General features: G+C 73.4%; 16 protein-coding genes. 7 read left to right on the forward strand and 9 right to left on the reverse strand.

Features of this window, described 5'->3' with window-relative positions; translation table 11 throughout:
- Positions 1 to 176: 176 nt before the first annotated feature.
- The 6 genes from ACZ5FU_RS18205 to ACZ5FU_RS18230 all read left to right on the forward strand — a co-directional run bounded on the left by ACZ5FU_RS18205 (position 177) and on the right by ACZ5FU_RS18230 (position 6088).
- Positions 177 to 1043 (forward strand): hypothetical protein, encoded by an 867-nt coding sequence (locus tag ACZ5FU_RS18205; protein WP_469045540.1) that lies wholly within the window; start codon positions 177 to 179, stop codon positions 1041 to 1043.
- Positions 1044 to 1164: 121 nt separating this feature from the next.
- On the forward strand, positions 1165 to 1755 hold the full coding sequence (locus ACZ5FU_RS18210; protein WP_469045541.1) for a pyridoxamine 5'-phosphate oxidase family protein: 591 nt from the start codon (positions 1165 to 1167) through the stop codon (positions 1753 to 1755).
- Between the two features lie 118 nt (positions 1756 to 1873).
- Positions 1874 to 2581, forward strand: coding sequence for a L,D-transpeptidase family protein (locus ACZ5FU_RS18215; RefSeq protein WP_469045596.1), 708 nt, complete (start codon positions 1874 to 1876; stop codon positions 2579 to 2581).
- Between the two features lie 170 nt (positions 2582 to 2751).
- Complete coding sequence (locus tag ACZ5FU_RS18220) at positions 2752 to 4134, forward strand: ferredoxin reductase family protein (protein ID WP_451527959.1); 1383 nt, start codon at positions 2752 to 2754, stop codon at positions 4132 to 4134.
- Positions 4135 to 4191: 57 nt separating this feature from the next.
- A complete protein-coding gene (locus ACZ5FU_RS18225; protein WP_451527958.1) occupies positions 4192 to 5292 on the forward strand; it encodes an FMN-binding protein in 1101 nt (366 codons plus the stop codon).
- Between the two features lie 4 nt (positions 5293 to 5296).
- The gene (locus ACZ5FU_RS18230; protein ID WP_468839723.1) at positions 5297 to 6088 is read left to right on the forward strand and encodes an FAD:protein FMN transferase; all 792 of its coding nucleotides are present in this window, start codon (positions 5297 to 5299) and stop codon (positions 6086 to 6088) included.
- 210 nt (positions 6089 to 6298) lie between these two features.
- Here ACZ5FU_RS18230 and ACZ5FU_RS18235 read toward each other — a convergent pair whose 3' ends face one another.
- The 7 genes from ACZ5FU_RS18235 to ACZ5FU_RS18265 all read right to left on the reverse strand — a co-directional run bounded on the left by ACZ5FU_RS18235 (position 6299) and on the right by ACZ5FU_RS18265 (position 16436).
- Positions 6299 to 6841, reverse strand: coding sequence for an arginine repressor (locus ACZ5FU_RS18235; protein WP_451527956.1), 543 nt, complete (start codon positions 6839 to 6841; stop codon positions 6299 to 6301).
- A gap of 7 nt (positions 6842 to 6848) precedes the next feature.
- Positions 6849 to 8060 carry an acetylornithine transaminase gene (locus ACZ5FU_RS18240; protein WP_451527955.1) on the reverse strand — a complete coding sequence of 404 codons (1212 nt, stop codon included), beginning with the start codon at positions 8058 to 8060 and terminating at the stop codon, positions 6849 to 6851.
- Positions 8057 to 8965, reverse strand: coding sequence for an acetylglutamate kinase (gene argB / locus ACZ5FU_RS18245; RefSeq protein ID WP_451527954.1), 909 nt, complete (start codon positions 8963 to 8965; stop codon positions 8057 to 8059). The genes ACZ5FU_RS18240 and argB overlap by 4 nt, the downstream gene beginning before the upstream one ends.
- Entirely contained in the window at positions 8962 to 10113 is a 1152-nt protein-coding gene (gene argJ / locus ACZ5FU_RS18250) for a bifunctional glutamate N-acetyltransferase/amino-acid acetyltransferase ArgJ (protein ID WP_451527953.1), read from the reverse strand. Before argJ ends, argB begins: the two co-directional genes overlap by 4 nt.
- Positions 10110 to 11138: an N-acetyl-gamma-glutamyl-phosphate reductase gene (argC, locus tag ACZ5FU_RS18255; protein WP_468646632.1), complete on the reverse strand. Its 1029-nt coding sequence runs from the start codon at positions 11136 to 11138 to the stop codon at positions 10110 to 10112. Before argC ends, argJ begins: the two co-directional genes overlap by 4 nt.
- A 46-nt stretch (positions 11139 to 11184) precedes the next feature.
- Positions 11185 to 13800, reverse strand: a complete 2616-nt coding sequence (locus ACZ5FU_RS18260; RefSeq protein ID WP_469045542.1) for a YfhO family protein — start codon at positions 13798 to 13800, stop codon at positions 11185 to 11187.
- 125 nt (positions 13801 to 13925) lie between these two features.
- Positions 13926 to 16436 carry an alpha-L-arabinofuranosidase C-terminal domain-containing protein gene (locus ACZ5FU_RS18265; RefSeq protein WP_469045543.1) on the reverse strand — a complete coding sequence of 837 codons (2511 nt, stop codon included), beginning with the start codon at positions 16434 to 16436 and terminating at the stop codon, positions 13926 to 13928.
- A gap of 136 nt (positions 16437 to 16572) precedes the next feature.
- Here ACZ5FU_RS18265 and ACZ5FU_RS18270 point away from each other — a divergent pair, with 136 nt between their 5' ends.
- On the forward strand, positions 16573 to 17100 hold the full coding sequence (locus tag ACZ5FU_RS18270; protein WP_451781345.1) for a DUF6314 family protein: 528 nt from the start codon (positions 16573 to 16575) through the stop codon (positions 17098 to 17100).
- Here the strand turns inward: ACZ5FU_RS18270 and ACZ5FU_RS18275 are convergent.
- Together ACZ5FU_RS18275 and ACZ5FU_RS18280 are read right to left on the reverse strand one after the other, a co-directional pair.
- Entirely contained in the window at positions 17082 to 17675 is a 594-nt protein-coding gene (locus tag ACZ5FU_RS18275; RefSeq protein ID WP_451527949.1) for a histidine phosphatase family protein, read from the reverse strand. The two genes, ACZ5FU_RS18270 and ACZ5FU_RS18275, sit on opposite strands and share 19 nt — an antisense overlap.
- Positions 17676 to 17706: 31 nt before the next feature.
- Entirely contained in the window at positions 17707 to 18168 is a 462-nt protein-coding gene (locus ACZ5FU_RS18280; RefSeq protein ID WP_451527948.1) for a GNAT family N-acetyltransferase, read from the reverse strand.
- Between the last annotated feature and the right edge of the window lies 1 nt (position 18169).

Here is an 18169-nt window from a genome sequence, read left to right on the forward strand (position 1 = left end):
GAGTATGCAGTGTCCTGCATGATTCGTCAATCGACTCGGCGGCGGGGCCGGCCACCGCCGGTCCCGCGGATGTTTTCGCAACGCCTTTGAACAACGGCAACCGCTTGCCCGTACTCACCGCTGGACGCAGGCGCCGCGTCCGACCCACTCGTCCCTGACCCAAGTGAGGCATCAGCATGTCCAGGGCTCTTCCGAAGTACAACAAGCGTCGCGTGGCGCTCATCGGCGGCGCCGCCGCTCTGGCACTGACCGGCGCGGTGGTCGTGAACTCCGCCCTCGCCGGGGAGTCGTCCAAGGACGGCGGCACGGACGCCCGGACGCTCGCCTCCCCCGGAACGATCAGCTGCCCGGACGTGACCTCGCGGCTCCCCGCGATCCCCGCCACCGCCAAGGCCGAGGTCGACCGCAACCTCGCCCTGCTCGACACCCAGATCGCCGAAGCCAACAAGCGCCTCGTCGACACCGTCGGCCAGGGCGGCCCCAACTTCGTCCAGAACGCCATCCTCGGCCCCCTCAAGGACAAGCGCGTCGCCACCGTCAACCGCATCGCGACCGCCATCGGCCGCACCGCCGCCAAGCCCCAGGGCCTGGACGCACTCGCACCCTGCGCCCTCGGCGGCGCCGCGGCACCCGGTCAGCAGGCCGGGAACAACGGAAACGCCGGAAACAACGGGAACGCCGGGAACACGGGCAACAACGGGAACGCGGGCAACACCGGGAACAACGGGAACGCGGGCAACACCGGCGCCGCCGGAACGATCAGCTGCCCGGACGTGACCTCGCGGCTCCCCGCGATCCCCGCCACCGCCAAGGCCGAGGTCGACCGCAACCTCGCCCTGCTCGACACCCAGATCGCCGAAGCCGACAAGCGCCTCGTCGACACCGTCGGCCAGGGCGGCCCCAACTTCGTCCAGAACGCCATCCTCGGCCCCCTCAAGGACAAGCGCGTCGCCACCGTCAACCGCATCGCGACCGCCATCGGCCGCACCGCCGCCAAGCCCCAGGGCCTGGACGCACTCGCACCCTGCACGTTGAACAAGTGACGTGACAGCCGCGGTGGCCGCCCCGGGGAACGCCGGCCGGGGCGGCCACCGCGGCACCCGCTCACGACGTCGGTCGGACAACACCCGGACGCACGAACGGCTTTCCCCAACAATCATCGGCATGGGAAAGACCTATGAACACATCGACGGCCGCCTCCGCACGTTCATCGAGGAGCAGCCCCTCTTCTTCACCGCGACCGCGCCGCTGTCCGGCGACGGCACGGTGAACCTCTCCCCCAAGGGCCTCAGGGGATCGTTCGCCGTCCTCGACGAACACACCGTGGCCTACCTGGACTTCGCCGGCTCCAACGCCGAGACGATCGCGCACCTGCGGGAGAACGGCCGCATCACGCTGATGTGGTGCGCGTTCCAGGGGCCGCCGAACATCGTGCGGGTGCACGGCCGCGGCGAACCGGTCTTCCGCGGCGACCCCCGCTTCCCGGACCTCCTCGCCCGCTTCCCCGACATCGACCCGGCCCCGCACGGGCTGCGGGCGGTCGTCGTCGTGCACGCCGAACTGGTCCGGGACACCTGCGGATACGCGGTGCCCTTCATGACGTACGACGAGGACCGGGATCTGCACGGGAAGCGGTTCGCGCGCGAGGACGACGCCTCGCTCAGCGCGTACTTCGCGAAGAAGGAGCACGTGGCGACGAGCATGGACGGCCTCCCGGGACTCCCCCTGCCCCTGCCTCCGGTGCCTCCGGTCTGACGCGGACGGGCGGGCGGAGGGCGGGCGGCGGAACGACCGGGTCCCGCACGGTCGGCCCACCCGGCCTGCCGGGGCCGCCGACGCCGCTTAGCGTCTGACCATGCGCCCCATGCGTCCCATGCGTCCTCGTGTCCTCGCCACCGCCCTCGTCTGTGCGTCCCTGCCGCTGCTCGGGGCAGCGCCGGGCACCGGCGGGCCGTCCCCGCTCCCCGCGTGGATGGCGGACACCGGCGGCGGCACCCAGCTGGTCACCGCCGTCGCCCCGGGGACGGGCGCCACGACGGGCACCCTGACCTGGTGGGACCTGCGGGACGGCCGGTGGACGCGGGCCGGTTCCGCGCCGGCCCGGTTCGGGGCGAACGGACTGGTCGAGGGAGCCGTGCGCCGGCAGGGCACCGACACGACACCGACCGGGCTGTACGACCTGCCGTTCGCGTTCGGCGTCCGGGCGCCGCCCCGCGGGACGGCGTACGCCCACCGTCGGGTGCGCGAGGACTCCTGGTGGTGCCAGGACCCCGCGTCCCGCTCCTACAACCGGTGGACCGGGCCGCGGGCGGCCGACTGCCGCGCCGCCGAGTCCGAGCACCTGATCGACTTCCGGACGCAGTACGCGCACGCCCTGGTGATCGGGTTCAACTACCACCGGCCGGTGCGCGGCCGCGGGGCGGGGATCTTCCTGCACGTCGACGGGCGCGGGGCGACGGCGGGTTGCGTGTCGGTCCCGCGGGACGCGATGCGGCGGATCCTGGCGTGGGCCCGCCCCCGGGAGCGGCCGCACATCGCGATCGGGACGGCCGGCGGGAGGACGGCGGTCACCCGCTACTGAGCCCGGATCCCGGACCGGTCCCGAGGAGCCGGCACGGAGACCGGCGCGGAGACCCGCGCGGACTCCCGTCCCACGGGCGCCGTCCGGCGGCGGACGACTCGGTACGGCGCTGAACACTGTGGGGCCGCGGCCCGTATCTGTGGGCCAAGGGTCCGCACCACGGAGGAACAGTGACCACGACGATCGCCGGCGGCCGTGCCGCCCGCCGCCAGACGATGCGCCGCATCCGTCCGCGCCGCTCCCCGGCCGTCCCGCTGCTGCTCGCGGTCTGGGCGGGCGCCGCGGGCGTGCTGTGGCTGTGGTGGGACAACACCGCCTCCATCGCGGACACCGACGGCAAGATCCTCAACGCCGGCCGGATCACGGGTCTGCTCGCCGGGTACCTGATGGCCCTCGTCGTCCTCCAGATGGCCCGGGTGCCCGCGCTGGAGCGCCGGGTCGGCTCGGACCGGGTCGCCCGCTGGCACGCGATGACCGGCCGCTACACGCTCAGCCTCACCTTCGCGCACGTGTTCCTCATCATGTGGGGGTACGCGCTCCAGTCCGGCAGGTCCCTCGGCGACATCGTGCGGCAGACGGTCGACTCCGTGAACCAGCTGCCCGACATGGGCAAGGCGGCCGTCGGCACCTCCCTGCTGGTGGTCGTCGGCCTGGTGTCGATCGGCCCGGTGCGCCGCAGGATGCCGTACGACACCTGGTACCACGTGCACCTCCTGACGTACGCCGCGGTGTTCCTGACGTTCTGGCACCAGATCACCACCGGCAACGACTTCGCCGTCGAGCCCGCCGCGAAGACCGTCTGGTACGCGCTGTACGGATCGGTCACCGCGCTGGTGGTCTGGTACCGCGTCCTGACGCCCATCCGGCTGAACCTGCGCCACCGCATGTACGTCGAGGCGGTCATCGAGGAGACGCCCGGCATCGTGTCGGTGCTGATCGGCGGGCGCAAGCTGCACCGGATCGGCGCGGAGGCCGGGCAGTTCTTCCGGTGGCGGTTCATGGCGCCGGGCATGCGCTTCAGCTCCCACCCGTACTCCCTGTCGGCGGCGCCCCGTCCCGAACTGCTGCGCATCACCGTCAAGGCGATCGGCGACCACAGTTCCGCGCTGCGCGGCCTCAAGCCCGGCGTGAAGGTGTGGGCGGAGGGTCCCTACGGCGCGATGACGGCCTCCCGGCGCAGCCGGGGCAAGGTGCTGCTGGTGGCCGGCGGCGTCGGCATCACGCCGATGCGGGCGCTGTTCGAGACGCTGCCCGGCGCGGCCGGCGACATCACGCTCCTCTACCGGGCCAACAGTACGCAGGACCTGGCGCTGTGGGACGAGCTGGCGAAGATCGCCGACGAGCGGGGGGCACGGCTGATGTACGCCGTCAACAGCCCCGACGGGGAACGCCCCGACATCTCGGCGGAGTCCCTGCAGCGCAAGCTGCCCGACATCGGGGAGCACGACGTCTTCATGTGCGGGCCGGCCGGCTTCGCCCAGAACGTGTACGAGGCACTGCGCGGCGCCGGAGTGCCCACTCGCCGGATCCACCACGAGTCGTTCGAGATGTGAGCGACGCGCCCCCACGGATCCGCGGCAAGCAACGGGAAGCGACGGGAACCAGGAACGATGAAGAAGAACCACCCTCTACGGCGCGTCGTCCTCGCGGGCGCGGCCACCGTGTCCGGGATCGTGCTGCTGCTGTCGTTGAAGCCGGCGACGGACCCCGGAGCCGCCCAGGCCGCCGGCGCGGCGGCCCAGGAGGCCGCCCGGGGCGGGGCGGCCGCGGCCGGGGCGGTCACCGGTGACGCGGCACAGACGCAGTACGGCGCCGTGCAGGTGCGCCTGACCGTCGCCGGCGGCCGGATCACCGCGGCGGAGGCCGTCCAGGCGCCCAAGGGCGGGCAGAGCGACCAGGTCACCGCCGACGCCGTCCCCCGGCTCAACCAGGCCGCGGTCACCGCGCAGAGCGCCGACATCGACGCCGTCTCCGGCGCCACCTTCACCAGCGCCGGCTACAAGAAGTCCCTCCAGTCGGCCATCGACAGGATGAAGGCGGACGCGGGGGCCTCCCAGGGGGCGGGCGCCGTCCAGGTGTCCGGCACCTTCGACGGGGACGCCGCGCAGACGCAGTACGGCGCCGTGCAGGTCCGGATCACCGTCAGCAAGAACCGGATCACCAAGGCGGAGACGGTCCAGGCGCCCAAGGGCGGCCGGAGCGACCAGGTCACCGCCGACGCCGTCCCCCGGCTCAACCAGGCCGTCGTCACCGGGCAGAGCCCCGACATCGACGCCGTCTCCGGCGCCACCTACACCAGCACCGGCTACAAGAAGTCCCTCCAGTCCGCGATCGACAAGGCCAACGCGAGCGCGGGGGCGCAGGGTTCGGGGGCCCAGCAGGGGTCGAAGGCGCCGGAGGCCTCGAAGGCACCGGAAGGCTCGGGGAACGCCCGGGCGGGCGGCACCTTCACCGGGGAGGCCGCGCGGACGGAGTACGGCGCCGTGCAGGTCCGGATCACGGTCAGCGGCGGAAGGATCACCAAGGCGGAGGCCGTCCAGGCGCCCAAGGGCGGCCGGAGCGACCAGGTCACCGCCGACGCCGTCCCCCGGCTCAACCAGGCCGCCGTGGCCGCCGGCAGCGCCGACATCGACGCCGTGTCCGGCGCCACCTACACCAGCGCCGGATACAAGGAGTCCCTCCAGTCGGCGCTGGACCGGGCCGGGGGCTGACACGATGGCCGAGTCGTCGCAGGCACCCGGCGTGGTGCGGCACGCGGAGGAGGTCATGGGGACCGTCTTCTCCTTCGACGTCCGCGGCGGGAACCCCGCAGCGGTGCGGGCGGCCCTCGACGAGGCGGTCGCCGGCCTGCACCGGGTGAACGAGGTGTTCAGCACCTACCGGGAGGACAGTGAGGTCTCCCGGTTGGCGCGCGGCGAGCTGACCGTCGGGGAGTGCGGCCCCGAGGTGGCCGAGGTGCTGGACCTGGGCGCGGAGGCGGAGCGGGCCAGCCAGGGCTGGTTCAGCATGCGCTACCGGGACGGCCGGCTCGACCCCACCGGGATCGTCAAGGGGTGGGCGGCCGAGCGGGCGGCGCGGGTGATCGCCGCGGCGGGGGTGAGCGGGGTGAGCGTCAACGGCGGCGGCGACGTGCAGGTGCTGGGCGTGCCCGGTCCCGACCGGCCCTGGCGGGTCGGGGTGTCGGACCCGCTGCGGCCCGGTGGGCTGGCGGCGGTGGTCTCGGCGGCGGGGGCGGACGAGCTGGCGGTGGCCACGTCGGGGACGGTGGAGCGCGGGGCGCACATCGTCGACCCGCGCACGGGGCGGTCGGCGGTGACCGACCTGGTCTCCGTGACCGTCGTCGCGCCCCGGCTGACCTGGGCGGACTGCTGGGCCACGGCCGCCTTCGCGATGGGGTCGCGGGAGGGGCTGCGGTGGCTGGAGTCGCTTCCCGACGTGGAGGCGCTGCTGATCACGGCCGGGGACGAGGTGCGGTGCACGGGGGGTCTGGCGCGCCGGCTGGGCTGACCGGCCCCGGCCGTCCCCCGGGGCGCGGATCGCGCGGTCCGGCGCCGGCGTGCGCCGTCCGCGCCCACCCGCGGACGGTCACAGGTGGCCGGTGGCAGGTGACCGACGGCCGGTGGCAGGTGGCAGGCGGCCGGTGGCGACACGGGTGACCGCACCGCCCCGCCGACCCCGCGCCGACGGGTGAGCGGGACCGGCCGGGCCGGCGGGGTCTCACGTGTTCTGGGCCAGCCTCAGCAAGTGGTCCGCCAGCGCCTGGCCGCCCGTCGGATCCCGGCTGATGAGCAGCAGCGTGTCGTCGCCGGCGATCGTGCCGAGGATGTCGTGCAGTTCCGCCTGGTCGATCGCCGAGGCGAGGAACTGGGCCGCGCCCGGCGGGGTGCGCAGGACCACGAGGTTCGCGGAGGCCTCGGCGGAGATGAGCAGTTCCTGCGACAGCCGCCGCATCCGCTCCTCCTTCGCCGACCCGCCCAGCGGGACCCGCGGCGTGCGGAATCCGCCCTCGCTGGGCACCGCGTAGATCAGGTCGCCGTCGTTGTTGCGGATCTTCACCGCGTTCAGCTCGTCCAGGTCGCGGGAGAGCGTCGCCTGGGTGACGCTCAGCCCGTCGTCGGCGAGCAGTTTCGCCAGCTGGCTCTGCGAGCGCACGGGCTGCCGGTTGAGGATGTCCACGATCCGGCGGTGGCGGGCGGTGCGGGTCTGCGGCACGGCGGGCCCGTTGGCCGCCGTCTGCTCGTGGTCCTGCGCCTGGCTCATCGTCGTCTCATTCCCCGGATCGTCCGTCCCCGTGCACTGCCTGGAGGATGCCGGGCAACGCCGCGAGCAGCGCGTCCGCCTCGTCGTCGCGGAGGTTCAGCGGTGGCATCAGCCGTACGACGTCGGGGGCGGGCGCGTTGACCAGGAAACCGGCCTCCTGAGCCGCCTGGCGCACCTGGGGCGCGAGCGGCTCGGTGAGCACGATACCCAGGAGGAGCCCCGCGCCCCGGACATAATCGATCAACGGGTGGCCGAGACCCTCGATTCCGTCGCGGAGCCGCTCGCCCTGCCGCTTGACGTTCTCCAGCAGCCCCTCGTTCTCGATGGTGTCGAGGACGGCGAGTCCGGCGGCGCAGGCGACGGGGTTGCCGCCGAACGTCGTGCCGTGCTGGCCCGGCCGGAGCAGTTCGGCGGCCCGGCCGAAGGCGACGGTGGCGCCGAGCGGCAGCCCGCCGCCGAGCTGCTTGGCGAGGGTGACCACGTCGGGCAGGACGCCTTCGTGGGCCTGGTACTCGAACCAGTGCCCGGTCCGGCCGATGCCGGTCTGCACCTCGTCCAGGACGAGGAGGGCCCCGGTGGCGGCGGTGATGGCGCGGGCGGCCTTGAGGTAGCCGGCGGGCGGGACGACGACGCCGAGTTCGCCCTGGATCGGCTCGATGACGACGAGCGCGGTCTCCTCGGTGACGGCGGCGGCCAGCGCCTGCGCGTCGCCGAAGGGGACGTGGGTGACGTCGCCGGGCAGCGGCAGGAAGGGGTCGCGCTTGCCGGGCTGCCCGGTGAGCGCGAGGGCGCCCATCGTCCGGCCGTGGAAGGCGCCCTCGGTGGCCACGACGTGGGTGCGCCCGGTCAGCCGGCCGATCTTGAAGGCGGCCTCGTTGGCCTCGGCGCCGGAGTTGCAGAAGAAGACCCTGCCCTCCCGGCCGAAGTGCCCCAGGAGCCGTTCGGCGAGGGCCACGGTCGGTTCGGCCAGGAAGAAGTTGGAGATGTGGCCGAGGGAGCCGATCTGCCGGGTCACGGCCTCGACGACGGCCGGGTGGGCGTGGCCGAGGGCGTTGGTCGCGATGCCGCCGACGAAGTCGAGGTAGGCGTTGCCGTCGGCGTCCCAGAGCCGGGTGCCCTCGCCGCGGACCAGGGGCAGCAGCGGGGTGCCGTAGTTGTTCATGAGCGCGCCCTGCCAGCGCGCGGTCAGTTCCTCGTTGCCCGTGACGGCGTGGCTCATGACGACTCCCCCTCTTTCTCGTCGGGCACGACCATCGTGCCGATGCCTTCGTCGGTGAAGATCTCCAGCAGGATCGAGTGCTGGACGCGTCCGTCGATGACGCGGGCGGTGGTGACGCCGCCCCGGACGGCGTGCAGACAGCCCTCCATCTTCGGCACCATGCCGGAGGACAGTTCCGGCAGCAGCTTCTCCAGTTGGGAGGCGGTCAGGCGGCTGATCACCTCGTCGGAGTTCGGCCAGTCCTCGTAGAGGCCCTCGACGTCCGTGAGGACCATGAGGGTCTCGGCGCCCAGAGCAGCAGCGAGTGCCGCAGCCGCCGTATCAGCATTGACGTTGTAGACATGTCCGTCGTCCTGGCTACGGGCGATCGAGGAGACGACCGGGATCCGGCCGTCGGCGAGCAGTGCCTCGATCGCGCCCGTGTCGATCGCGGTGATCTCGCCGACCCGCCCGATGTCGACCGGTTCCCCGTCGATCTCGGGCCGGTGCTTGACGGCGGTGATGGTGTGCGCGTCCTCGCCGGTGAGCCCGACGGCGAGCGGGCCGTGCTGGTTGAGCAGTCCGACCAGTTCGCGCTGGACCTGGCCGGCCAGCACCATCCGTACGACGTCCATGGCGTCCTCGGTGGTGACGCGCAGGCCGGCCTTGAACTCGCTGACGATGCCGTGCCGGTCGAGGGCGGCGCTGATCTGCGGGCCGCCGCCGTGCACGACGACGGGCTTGAGGCCGGCCTGGCGCAGGAACACCACGTCCTGGGCGAAGGCGGCCTTGAGGTCGTCGTCGATCATGGCGTTGCCGCCGAACTTGATGACGACCGTCCTGCCGTTGTGCCGGGTCAGCCAGGGCAGCGCCTCGATGAGGATCTGGGCCTTGGGCAGTGCGGTGTGCTTCCTCGTCGAGCTCATGAGCTGTACGCGCTGTTCTCGTGGACGTAGTCGGCGGTGAGGTCGTTGGTCCAGATGGTCGCGGTGGCGTCACCGGCGGCGAGGTCGGCGACGATGTGGACCTCGCGGTAGCGCATGTCGACCTTGTCGCGGTCCTCGCCGACGCCGCCGTTCTTGCACACCCAGACGCCGTTGATGGCGACGTTCAGCCGGTCGGGCTCGAAGGCGGCCGCGGTGGTGCCGATCGCGGAGAGCACGCGGCCCCAGTTGGGGTCCTCGCCGTGGACGGCGCACTTGAGGAGGTTGTTGCGGGCGATGGAACGGCCCACCTCGACGGCGTCGTCCTCGCTCGCGGCGCCCACGACCTCGACCTTGATGTCCTTGCTGGCGCCCTCGGCGTCGCGGATGAGCTGCTGGCCCAGGTCGTCGCAGACGGTGCGGACGGCCTCGGCGAACTCGGCGTACCCGGGGGTGACCCCGGCGGAGCCGGAGGCGAGCAGCAGCACGGTGTCGTTGGTGGACATGCAGCCGTCGGAGTCGACGCGGTCGAAGGTGACCCGGGTGGCGGCGCGCAGCGCCCGGTCCAGGGTCTCGCCGTCCACGTCGGCGTCGGTGGTGAGGACGACGAGCATGGTGGCGAGGCCGGGGGCGAGCATGCCCGCGCCCTTGGCCATGCCGCCCACGGTCCAGCCGTCCTTCGTCACGACGGACGTCTTGTGGACGGTGTCGGTGGTCTTGATGGCGATGGCGGCCTTCTCGCCGCCGTGCTCGCTGAGCGCCTCGGCGGCCTTCTCGACCCCGGGGAGCAGCTTGTCCATGGGGAGGAGGACGCCGATCAGCCCGGTGGAGGCGACGGCGACCTCGCCGGCGCCCAGGCCGAGGACCTCGGCGACCTTCTCGGCGGTGGCGTGGGTGTCCTGGAAGCCCTTCGGCCCCGTGCAGGCGTTGGCGCCGCCGGAGTTGAGGATCACGGCGGACAGGGCACCGCTCTTGAGGACCTGCTCGGACCACAGCACCGGCGCGGCCTTGACGCGGTTGGAGGTGAAGACGCCCGCGGCGGCGCGGCGGGGCCCGGTGTTGACCACGAGGGCCAGGTCCGGGTTGCCGTTCTCCTTGATCCCGGCGGCGATGCCCGCCGCCGTGAATCCCTTGGCTGCCGTGACGCTCACGGTGCGACTCCGATCGTGGAAAGGCCCAGTGCCTCGGGGAACCCGAGGGCGATGTTCATGCTCTGGACGGCACCGCCCGCGGTGCCCTTGGTCAGGTTGTCGATGGCGCTGATCGCGATGATGCGGCCCGCCGCCTCGTCGAGGGCGACCTGCACCTGAACGGCGTTGGAACCCTGGACGGACGCCGTGGCGGGCCAGCGGCCCTCGGGCAGCAGGTGCACGAAGGGCTCGTCGGCGAAGGCCTTCTCGTAGGCCGCGCGCACGGACTCTGCGGTGACGCCCTCCTTGGCGGCGGCGCTGCACGTGGCGAGGATGCCCCGGGACATCGGCGCGAGGGTGGGCGTGAAGGAGACGCCGACCCGCTCCCCCGCGGCCGCGCTGAGGTTCTGGATCATCTCGGGCGTGTGCCGGTGCCCGCCGCCGACGCCGTACGGCGACATCGACCCCATGACCTCGCTGCCGAGCAGGTGCGGCTTGGCCGCCTTGCCCGCGCCGGAGGTGCCGGAGGCGGCGACGATCACGGCCTGGGGCTCGGCCAGGCCCGCGGCGTACGCCGGGAACAGGGCGAGGGAGACGGCCGTGGGGTAGCAACCGGGCACCGCGATGCGCTTGGACCCCTCCAGCGCGACGCGGCCGCCCGGCAGTTCGGGGAGGCCGTAGGGCCAGGTGCCGGCGTGCGGGGAGCCGTAGAACCGCTCCCAGTCGGCCGGGTCGGCGAGCCGGAAGTCGGCGCCCATGTCGATCACGAGGACGTCCGGGCCGAGCTGTTCGGCGACGGCGGCGGACTGTCCGTGCGGGAGGGCGAGGAAGACGACCTCGTGGCCGGCGAGCACCTCGGGGGTGGTCTCCCGCAGCACGCGGTCGGCGAGGGGCAGCAGGTGCGGCTGGAGGGCTCCCAGCCTCTGTCCCGCGTTGGAGTTGCCGGTGAGGGCGCCGATCTCGATCTCGGGGTGCGCGAGGAGCAGGCGCAGCGCCTCGCCGCCCGCATACCCGCTCGCTCCGGCCACCGCCGCACGTATCGCCATGTCCACCCTCCTCTTGGATGGCATGACTATACGTCGCTATGCACGTTTATACAATCCATTCCCCGGAGGGACGGCCCGCCGCGCGCCTGCGCCGGACGGCGGCGCGGACGCCGAGCAGGGACACCGCCAGCAGGGACGCGCCTCCCAGGGCCGTGCCGAGCCGCAGGCCGGGCGGGTGGAAGGTGCAGGTGAGGCGGGTCGAGGAGCCGTCGAGGGGGACGGCGATCAGACCGTGGTGGTCACCGGCGGGCACGGCGGGGCCGTCGCCGGTGGCGCAGCGCCAGCCGGCGGTCCGGGGCACCGCGACGACGGCGGTCCCGGTACTGCCTTCGGGGAGTTCCGCGCGGACCGTGCCGTCGGAGACGCTCACCTCGGTGGCGCCGGTGGCCGTGAGCCGCTCGACGGCGGCGTCGAGGCGGGCGGTGTCCAGGCAGCCGACGGCTCCGTCCGGGACGGTGCCCGGCCGGTCCGGGGACAGGTCGACGCGCAGGAGTCCGGACGCCGGGACGGTGCCCAGCCGCTGCATGGCGGCGATCTTGCTGACGGAGTCGGACCGGAACCGGCCGGTCGGCGCGCCGGCGGGGGCGCCGGCGAGCCGCGCGGTGCCCGAGAAGCGCGGCGCCCACAGGTACGCCTCGCCGCCCGCCGGGCATGCGGCCGTGATCGTCGGCCGGCCCGTGGCGGTTCCCGTGCCGGGGGCGGTTCCCGTGCCGGGGGCGTCGAGGCGTGTGCCCGGCCGGTCGCCCCCGGTCCGGCGGGGTGCCGTCCCGTCGCCGGTCCGCACGGCGAGGCGGGGCACGGTGTAGACGCGGGTGCCCAGCAGGAGTTCCTGGTTGCGGTACGGCGAGGGCCCGAAGGCGGGGGCGCCGGCCGCGGCGGGCCGTACCGTGACCAGGGGCGGCACCTTCCGCCGGGACACGGTCACACCGCTGCCGTCCTGCGGGAACCAGTTCTGGTGCGGGTCCGGCGGGGAGTGCACCCGGGCGCCGACGGAGAAGACGACGTCGGTGACGGCGTTGTCCAGGCTCTGGAGGCTGCGGCCGCCCGAGGTCCAGCCGCCGCCGAGGGCGGTGAGCGTACGGAACAGCACGTCGGAGGTGTGGCTGCTGTAGTACTGGGCGCCCTGTCCGCCGACCGTCAGCGGGTCGTTGCCCACGGTCTGCTCCCGGCCCGGGTCGGTGCGGTGGCGGGGCCAGTCGTCGGCCTCGGCGACGGCGTCCGCCTGCCGCTGCTGCCGCTGTCCCCAGGGCGCGTAGTCGTCCATGTGCCCGAGCCGCGTGCGGGTGGCCACGGCGGCGGTGGCGGTGGCCTCGCCGAACTGTGTGCCGAGCAACAGCACCACGGCGCACACGGCCGGCACGGTACGGCGCCCGGTGCCCGCACGGCCGAGCAGGAGCAGGCCGCCCAGCGTGCCCGCCACGGCCGGGAGCAGCACGGGCCATGTCACGGGGCGTACCAGGTCGCTGCGGCTCGCGACGGCGGCGATCAGCGCGAGCAGCCCGGCCGCCGCGGTCAGGGCGCGCCGGTCGGGCGGGCCGTACGAGAGCGCGTGCCAGGCCGCGATCACCAGGAGCGCGCACACCACGAAGGTCTGCCGGTACGGGCTGCCCTGCGGGGTGGCGAAGGCGTGCCAGAGCAGCTGGGTCGGGCCCCACTGCGTCGACAGCGTCACCACGGTCACCAGCACGCTCCAGCCGGCGCGCACCCGTACCGGCGCCGGTCGCACGAAGGGCAGCGAGAGGGCGAGCAGCAGCGCGGGGGTGCCCACGAAGAGGGCGGGCGAGCCGAAGCCGTACGTCGTCGGCAACAGGCGGGCCAGGAGGTCCTCGCCCGCCACCGGGGTGAACCCCGTGAACCTGCCCGGGGAGGCGTGGGCGCTGCCGAAGTAGACGACCGTCACCAGGGGCGCCGCGAGGCCCGCGCCGAGGGCGGCGGTCAGCGCGGCCCGGCCCGCCGCCGCGAGGCCTTCCCGGCGCGGGAGGCCGCAGAGCCACAGCCGCAGGAGCAGCACGAGGGCGGCGGCGAGGGTGGCCATGTACGCGGTGTAGAAGTTGGCGGTCCAGGCCGCCGCCACGATCCCCACGCCGAGGAAGGGACGCCGTCCGGCCAGGGCCCACTCGCCGACCAGGCACAGCAGCGGCAGGGCGATGAGACCGTCGAGCCACATCAGGTTGTACGTGCCGCTCGACAGGGTCCAGCCGCACAGGGCGTAGGACGCGCCGAGCAGTCCCGCCGCCCACCAGCGGCCGGGCCGCAGGTCACGGAGCAGCCGGGTCATCGCGGCGGCGGCGCAGGCGAGCTTCAGCACGGTGACGGCGTACACCGCGAGGTCGATCCGGTCGCGCGGGAACACCGCGACGAGCGGGGCGAACGGGCTGGTGAGGTAGGTGGCGAGGTCGGGCAGGAAGCCCGCCCCGTAACCGGACCGCCAGTTGAACAGCACGCCGTCGTCGGCCCGGCCGTGCAGCAGGTCCCACAGGTGCGCGTGGAACGGCAGGTACTGGTTGCCCAGGTCGTTGACGGCGCGGGTGCGCGGGCCGAAGGGAAAGCTGCGGGCGACGGCGTCGGAGGCGCAGAACGCCGTGACGGTCAGGAGGGCGGCGAGAAGGGACGGGGACCGCCTCAGCCGGGCCGGCGCCGGCAGCCGTGGTACGGCGAGCATGCCGGCGAGCCTGGCACCCGCCCCGCACCGGCGGGGAAACGGGAGATGTCACGTGGCTTTCCAGAGGCCGGCCGCTGCCCGCGGGGCAGCGGCCGGCTCCCGGTGTTCCCCGTGGTTCCGTGCGCCTACTTCCGCCCGATCCGCAGGAAGGTGACCGAGTTCGCGGGGAAGGTGTACGTGAACCTGTCGGCCACGCCGGTGAAGGTGGACGTCACCGGCGCGACCGGGGTCGCGGTCTCGGAGTTGACCGCGTCCGGCGCGGCGGCCAGCGTGGTCACGCGGGCCCGGGCGGAGACCCTGGCGCCGCCGAGGTCGACGGCCGTCCGCGCGTCGGCGGACCCGGCGTTGACGACCTTGAGGATCAGGTCACCGGTCCTCCTGTCCTCGGTGACGACCTGGCGGAACGGCTCGGCCGGCTTGTCGTCGGTGAAGCTCCCCCATTCCTGGCCGTCGAGGTAGAGGGTGACCTGGCGGCCCCGCACCTTGACGTGGAGGTCGTAGGCACGGTCCGTCTCGACGCTGCCGGCCTTGGTGAGCAGGGTCGACTTCGCGCCGTCCACGGCCTGCTCGACGGCGGATCGGGTGTTGTTCCAGCCGCCCAGGTTCCACCAGTAGTAGTTGCCGGTGTCCTTGACGCCGAAGGCGACGAGGAAGCCCTCCTTGCCGGACTTCTTGGTGGCCTTCACCCGCAGGTCGTAGTCGTGCCACGCCGGGTCGCCGGCGGAGACCATGGTGTTCTCGGCGGCGCCGTCGGTCTGCACGTACTGGCCGTCCTGGACGCTCCAGCTGCCGCCGCCCGTGTGGGTCCACTGCCCGGCGCCGGCGGAGAAGTCGTCGGCGAGCAGGGTCCTCCCGTCGGCGTCGGTGACCGACACGTCGTCGTACGCCGCGCTGGTCGCCCAGGTCGACAGGCCGACGGCACCGGTGACGGGGCCGCTCACGGCGGGGGTGGAGGTGGCCGACGAGGGCACCACGCGGTCGCCGACGTTGGTCATGAACAGCTTCTGGACCTCGTAGTTGGCGGAGTTCCAGGAGGCGTGGTTGTTGAACCACACCAGGTCCGGGCGCCACTGCACGTAGTCCTCGTTGGCGAACAGCGGCGCGTAGGAGGCGAGTTTCACGACGTCCGCGTTGCGTTCGAGGCCGGTCATGAAGGCGGCCTCGGCGAGGCCGTTGCGGAAGGCGTTGCCCTGGGAGGCGTACTCGCCGAGGAAGACGTCGGGGCCGCCGCGGTCGTAGGAGTCGTAGCGGTCGTTGTTCTGGAGGAACCACTGCGGGCTGTTGTAGTAGTGCTCGTCGACCATGGCGACGTTCTCGTCGCGGTTGAGGCGCCAGGCCGTGTCGAAGGTGGTGCCGGCGTCGTCCGGGCCGGAGTTGGAGATCACGGTGATGTCCGGGTACCTCGCCGCGACGGCCGCGCGGAACTGCCGGAACCGGGCCATGAACTCGACCGGCAGGTTCTCCTCGTTGCCCACCTCCAGGTGGGTCAGGCGGAAGGGCTCGGGGTGGCCCATCCGCGCGCGTTTCCCGCCCCAGGTGGAGGTGACGGGGCCGTTGGCGAACTCGATGAGGTCGAGGGTGTCCTGGATGTGCCGCTTCAGCAGCGCGTCGTCGTCGACGGCCCGGTTCTGGCCGCAGCCGGTGACCAGGGCGGGGACGACGGGCAGCGGCATCGCGCCGACGTCCTCGGCGAAGCGGAAGTACTCGTAGTAGCCGAGGCCGTAACTCTGGTTGTAGCCCCAGAAGTTGGCGTTGGTGGCGCGCTCCTCGACCGGACCCGTGGTGTCCTTCCACTGGTAGGCGCGGGCGCGCTGCCAGCCGGAGGCCTCGCTGTAGTCCTGCATGGAGCCGGTGTTGACCAGGCAGCCGCCGGGGAAGCGCAGGAAGCCGGGCTTCAGGGCGGCGACCTTCTCGGCGAGGTCCTTGCGCAGGCCGTTCGGCTGGTGCTTGTAGGTGTCGCGCGGGAACAGGGACACCATGTCGAGGGCGGCGGCCGCGGAGGAGGCGACCGTCAGGCGGCCGTCGCTGCTGGTGCGGGTGGCCGTGAAGGCGGCCCGGTACTTGGCCCAGCCGCCTCTCGCCGCCACCTTGCGGGCGGTCGCCAGGGTGCCGTCGGCGTCCTGGAGGCCGACGGTGAGCGTGGTGCCGTTCTCGGCGCGGGCCCACACCGAGAAGTCGTACCTCTCGCCCCGTTCGACGCGGATGCCGGTGTTGTAGCCGGCGTTGGTGACGGACGAGCCGGCGGCCAGGGAGAGGTAGGAGCGGTTGCGCGCGTTGAGGCGGCCGGCGTCGTCGCGGACCTGCGCGGTGCCGTCGACCGTCCAGGAGGTCAGCGGGGTGTGGGCCCGGTTGTCGGTGGCGGCGTACTCGAAGGACCGGTTCTGCACGAGTTCGGCGTAGAGGCCGCCGTCGGCGGCCCGGTTGATGTCCTCGAAGAAGACGCCGTACATCGTGTCGTCGATCGCCGCGCCCCTGGTGGTGGGGTCGACGGTGATCGTGTAGTCGGTGGCGTCCCCGGCGTGGGCCGGGACGGGGAGGAGGGCGGTCGCCGCCAGCAGGGCGGCGGCGGTGAGCCCGCGTCCGCGGCGGACGGCGGTGCCGCCGCGCGACGGGGTGCGGGTGGTGCTGGGTGACATGGATACTCCGCGGCTCTCTGTACACAGATGTTCGAAATATCGGACCTTGATCAGCACTTCGAACGGCAAGATAGGGAGGGGGACGGAGCGCGTCAATGGGTCGCGCAACGACGGACGGGACGGAGGGCGGCGCGCGATGGGCGAGTTCTGGCCGGTGCCGGACGCCATGGCGTTCCTCGCCGGGCGCTGGCGGGTGGAGCGGTCGGTGCGGGACCTGGCGGGCGACGGGGCGGGGCGTTTCGAGGGGACGGCGGTTTTCGGCCCGCTGGAGGGCGGCGGCCTGCTGCACGAGGAGTCCGGGACGTTCACCTGGCAGGGCGTGCCGCGGCCCGCCGGGCGGACCCTGCGGTTCCTGCCGGGGCGGGTGCCGGGCACGGCCGACGTCACGTTCGCCGACGGGCGGCCCTTCCACGACCTCGATCTGACGAGCGGGCTGCACGTGGCCGACCACCCGTGCGCCGCGGACCTCTACCGCGGCGAGTTCACCGTCCGGGACACCGACCGCTGGCGGACGGTCTGGCGGGTGCGCGGCCCCGCGAAGGACCTGGTCCTCACCACCGACTACCTGCGCGAGGCCACCGGCTCCGCGGACGAGACCGCCGGACCCGTGCGCGAGGCAGCCGGCCCCGTGCGCGAGGCCGCCGGCTACCCTCGCGAGGCCTGAACCGCGCTCCCCTCGAAGCGCAGGTTCCAGCGCCCGCCGTACCCGGTGACGGTGGTCGTCGACAGCGGGCGCACGTCGAGGTTCCAGTACGTCGACGGCGGCGCCTTGAGCGCGTAGACCAGGGCGGCCCGGATCACGCTCGGCTCGGCGACGGCCACGATCCGGCAGCCGTCCTCCACGGGCCGGGTGTCGAGCCAGCCGCCCACCCGGGAGATGAACGCCAGCAGCGGCTCACCGCCGTGCACGGTGGCCCGCGGGTCGGCGAGCCAGGCGTCCACCGCCTGCGGCTCCCTGGCCATCGCCTCCGCCAGGGTCAGTCCGCGCCAGCGCCCCATGTCGCAGTCCCGCAGGGCGAGCTGCACGAGCGGGGCGTAGCCGAGCGCGTCGCCGGTGGCGCGGCTGCGCGGGGTCGGCGAGCAGTAGCGCAGCTCGGCCGCCGCCAGCGGCAGGAGATCGCCGGCCACCCGCTGCACCTCGTCCCAGCCCGCCTGGTCCAGCGGCCGGTCGTCCTCGAAACGCTCGGCGGGCGGGGCGGAGCCGCGCGCCGCGGCGACGAACGTGACCCGGAGTGCCATGCGGTGATGGTGGGACGCGCGCGGGGGCGGGTCAAGAGCCGCCGTGTGAAAGCTTCTCGAAAATCAGCGCCATCCAGTGCTCGGGCCGCTCCAGCGCCTCGAAGCCGATCTTCTCGTAGACGCCGTGCGCGTCGTGGGTGGCGAGCAGGACGCGGCGCAGGCCGTACGGGCGCAGGTGGTCCCGGACGGCCGCGACGAGCGAGGTCCCGATGCCCTTGCCCCGCACCGCCGGGTCCACGTACACGTCGCACAGCCAGGCGAAGGTCGCCAGGTCGGTCACCACGCGCGCGTAGGCGACCTGCTGTCCGGACACCGTCTCGTACACGCCGAAGTTCAGCGACCCGGCGACGGCCCGCTCCTGCCGTTCGCGCTCCCGGCCGAGCGCCCAGTAGGCGTCGGTCGACAGCCAGCGGTGCACCCGTGCGACGTCGATCCGGTCGGTGTCGGCGGAGATCTCGTAGCCCTCGGCGAGGGGCGGCGGGGTGGAGGTCATG

This window comes from Streptomyces sp. NPDC031554, from assembly GCF_055580685.1.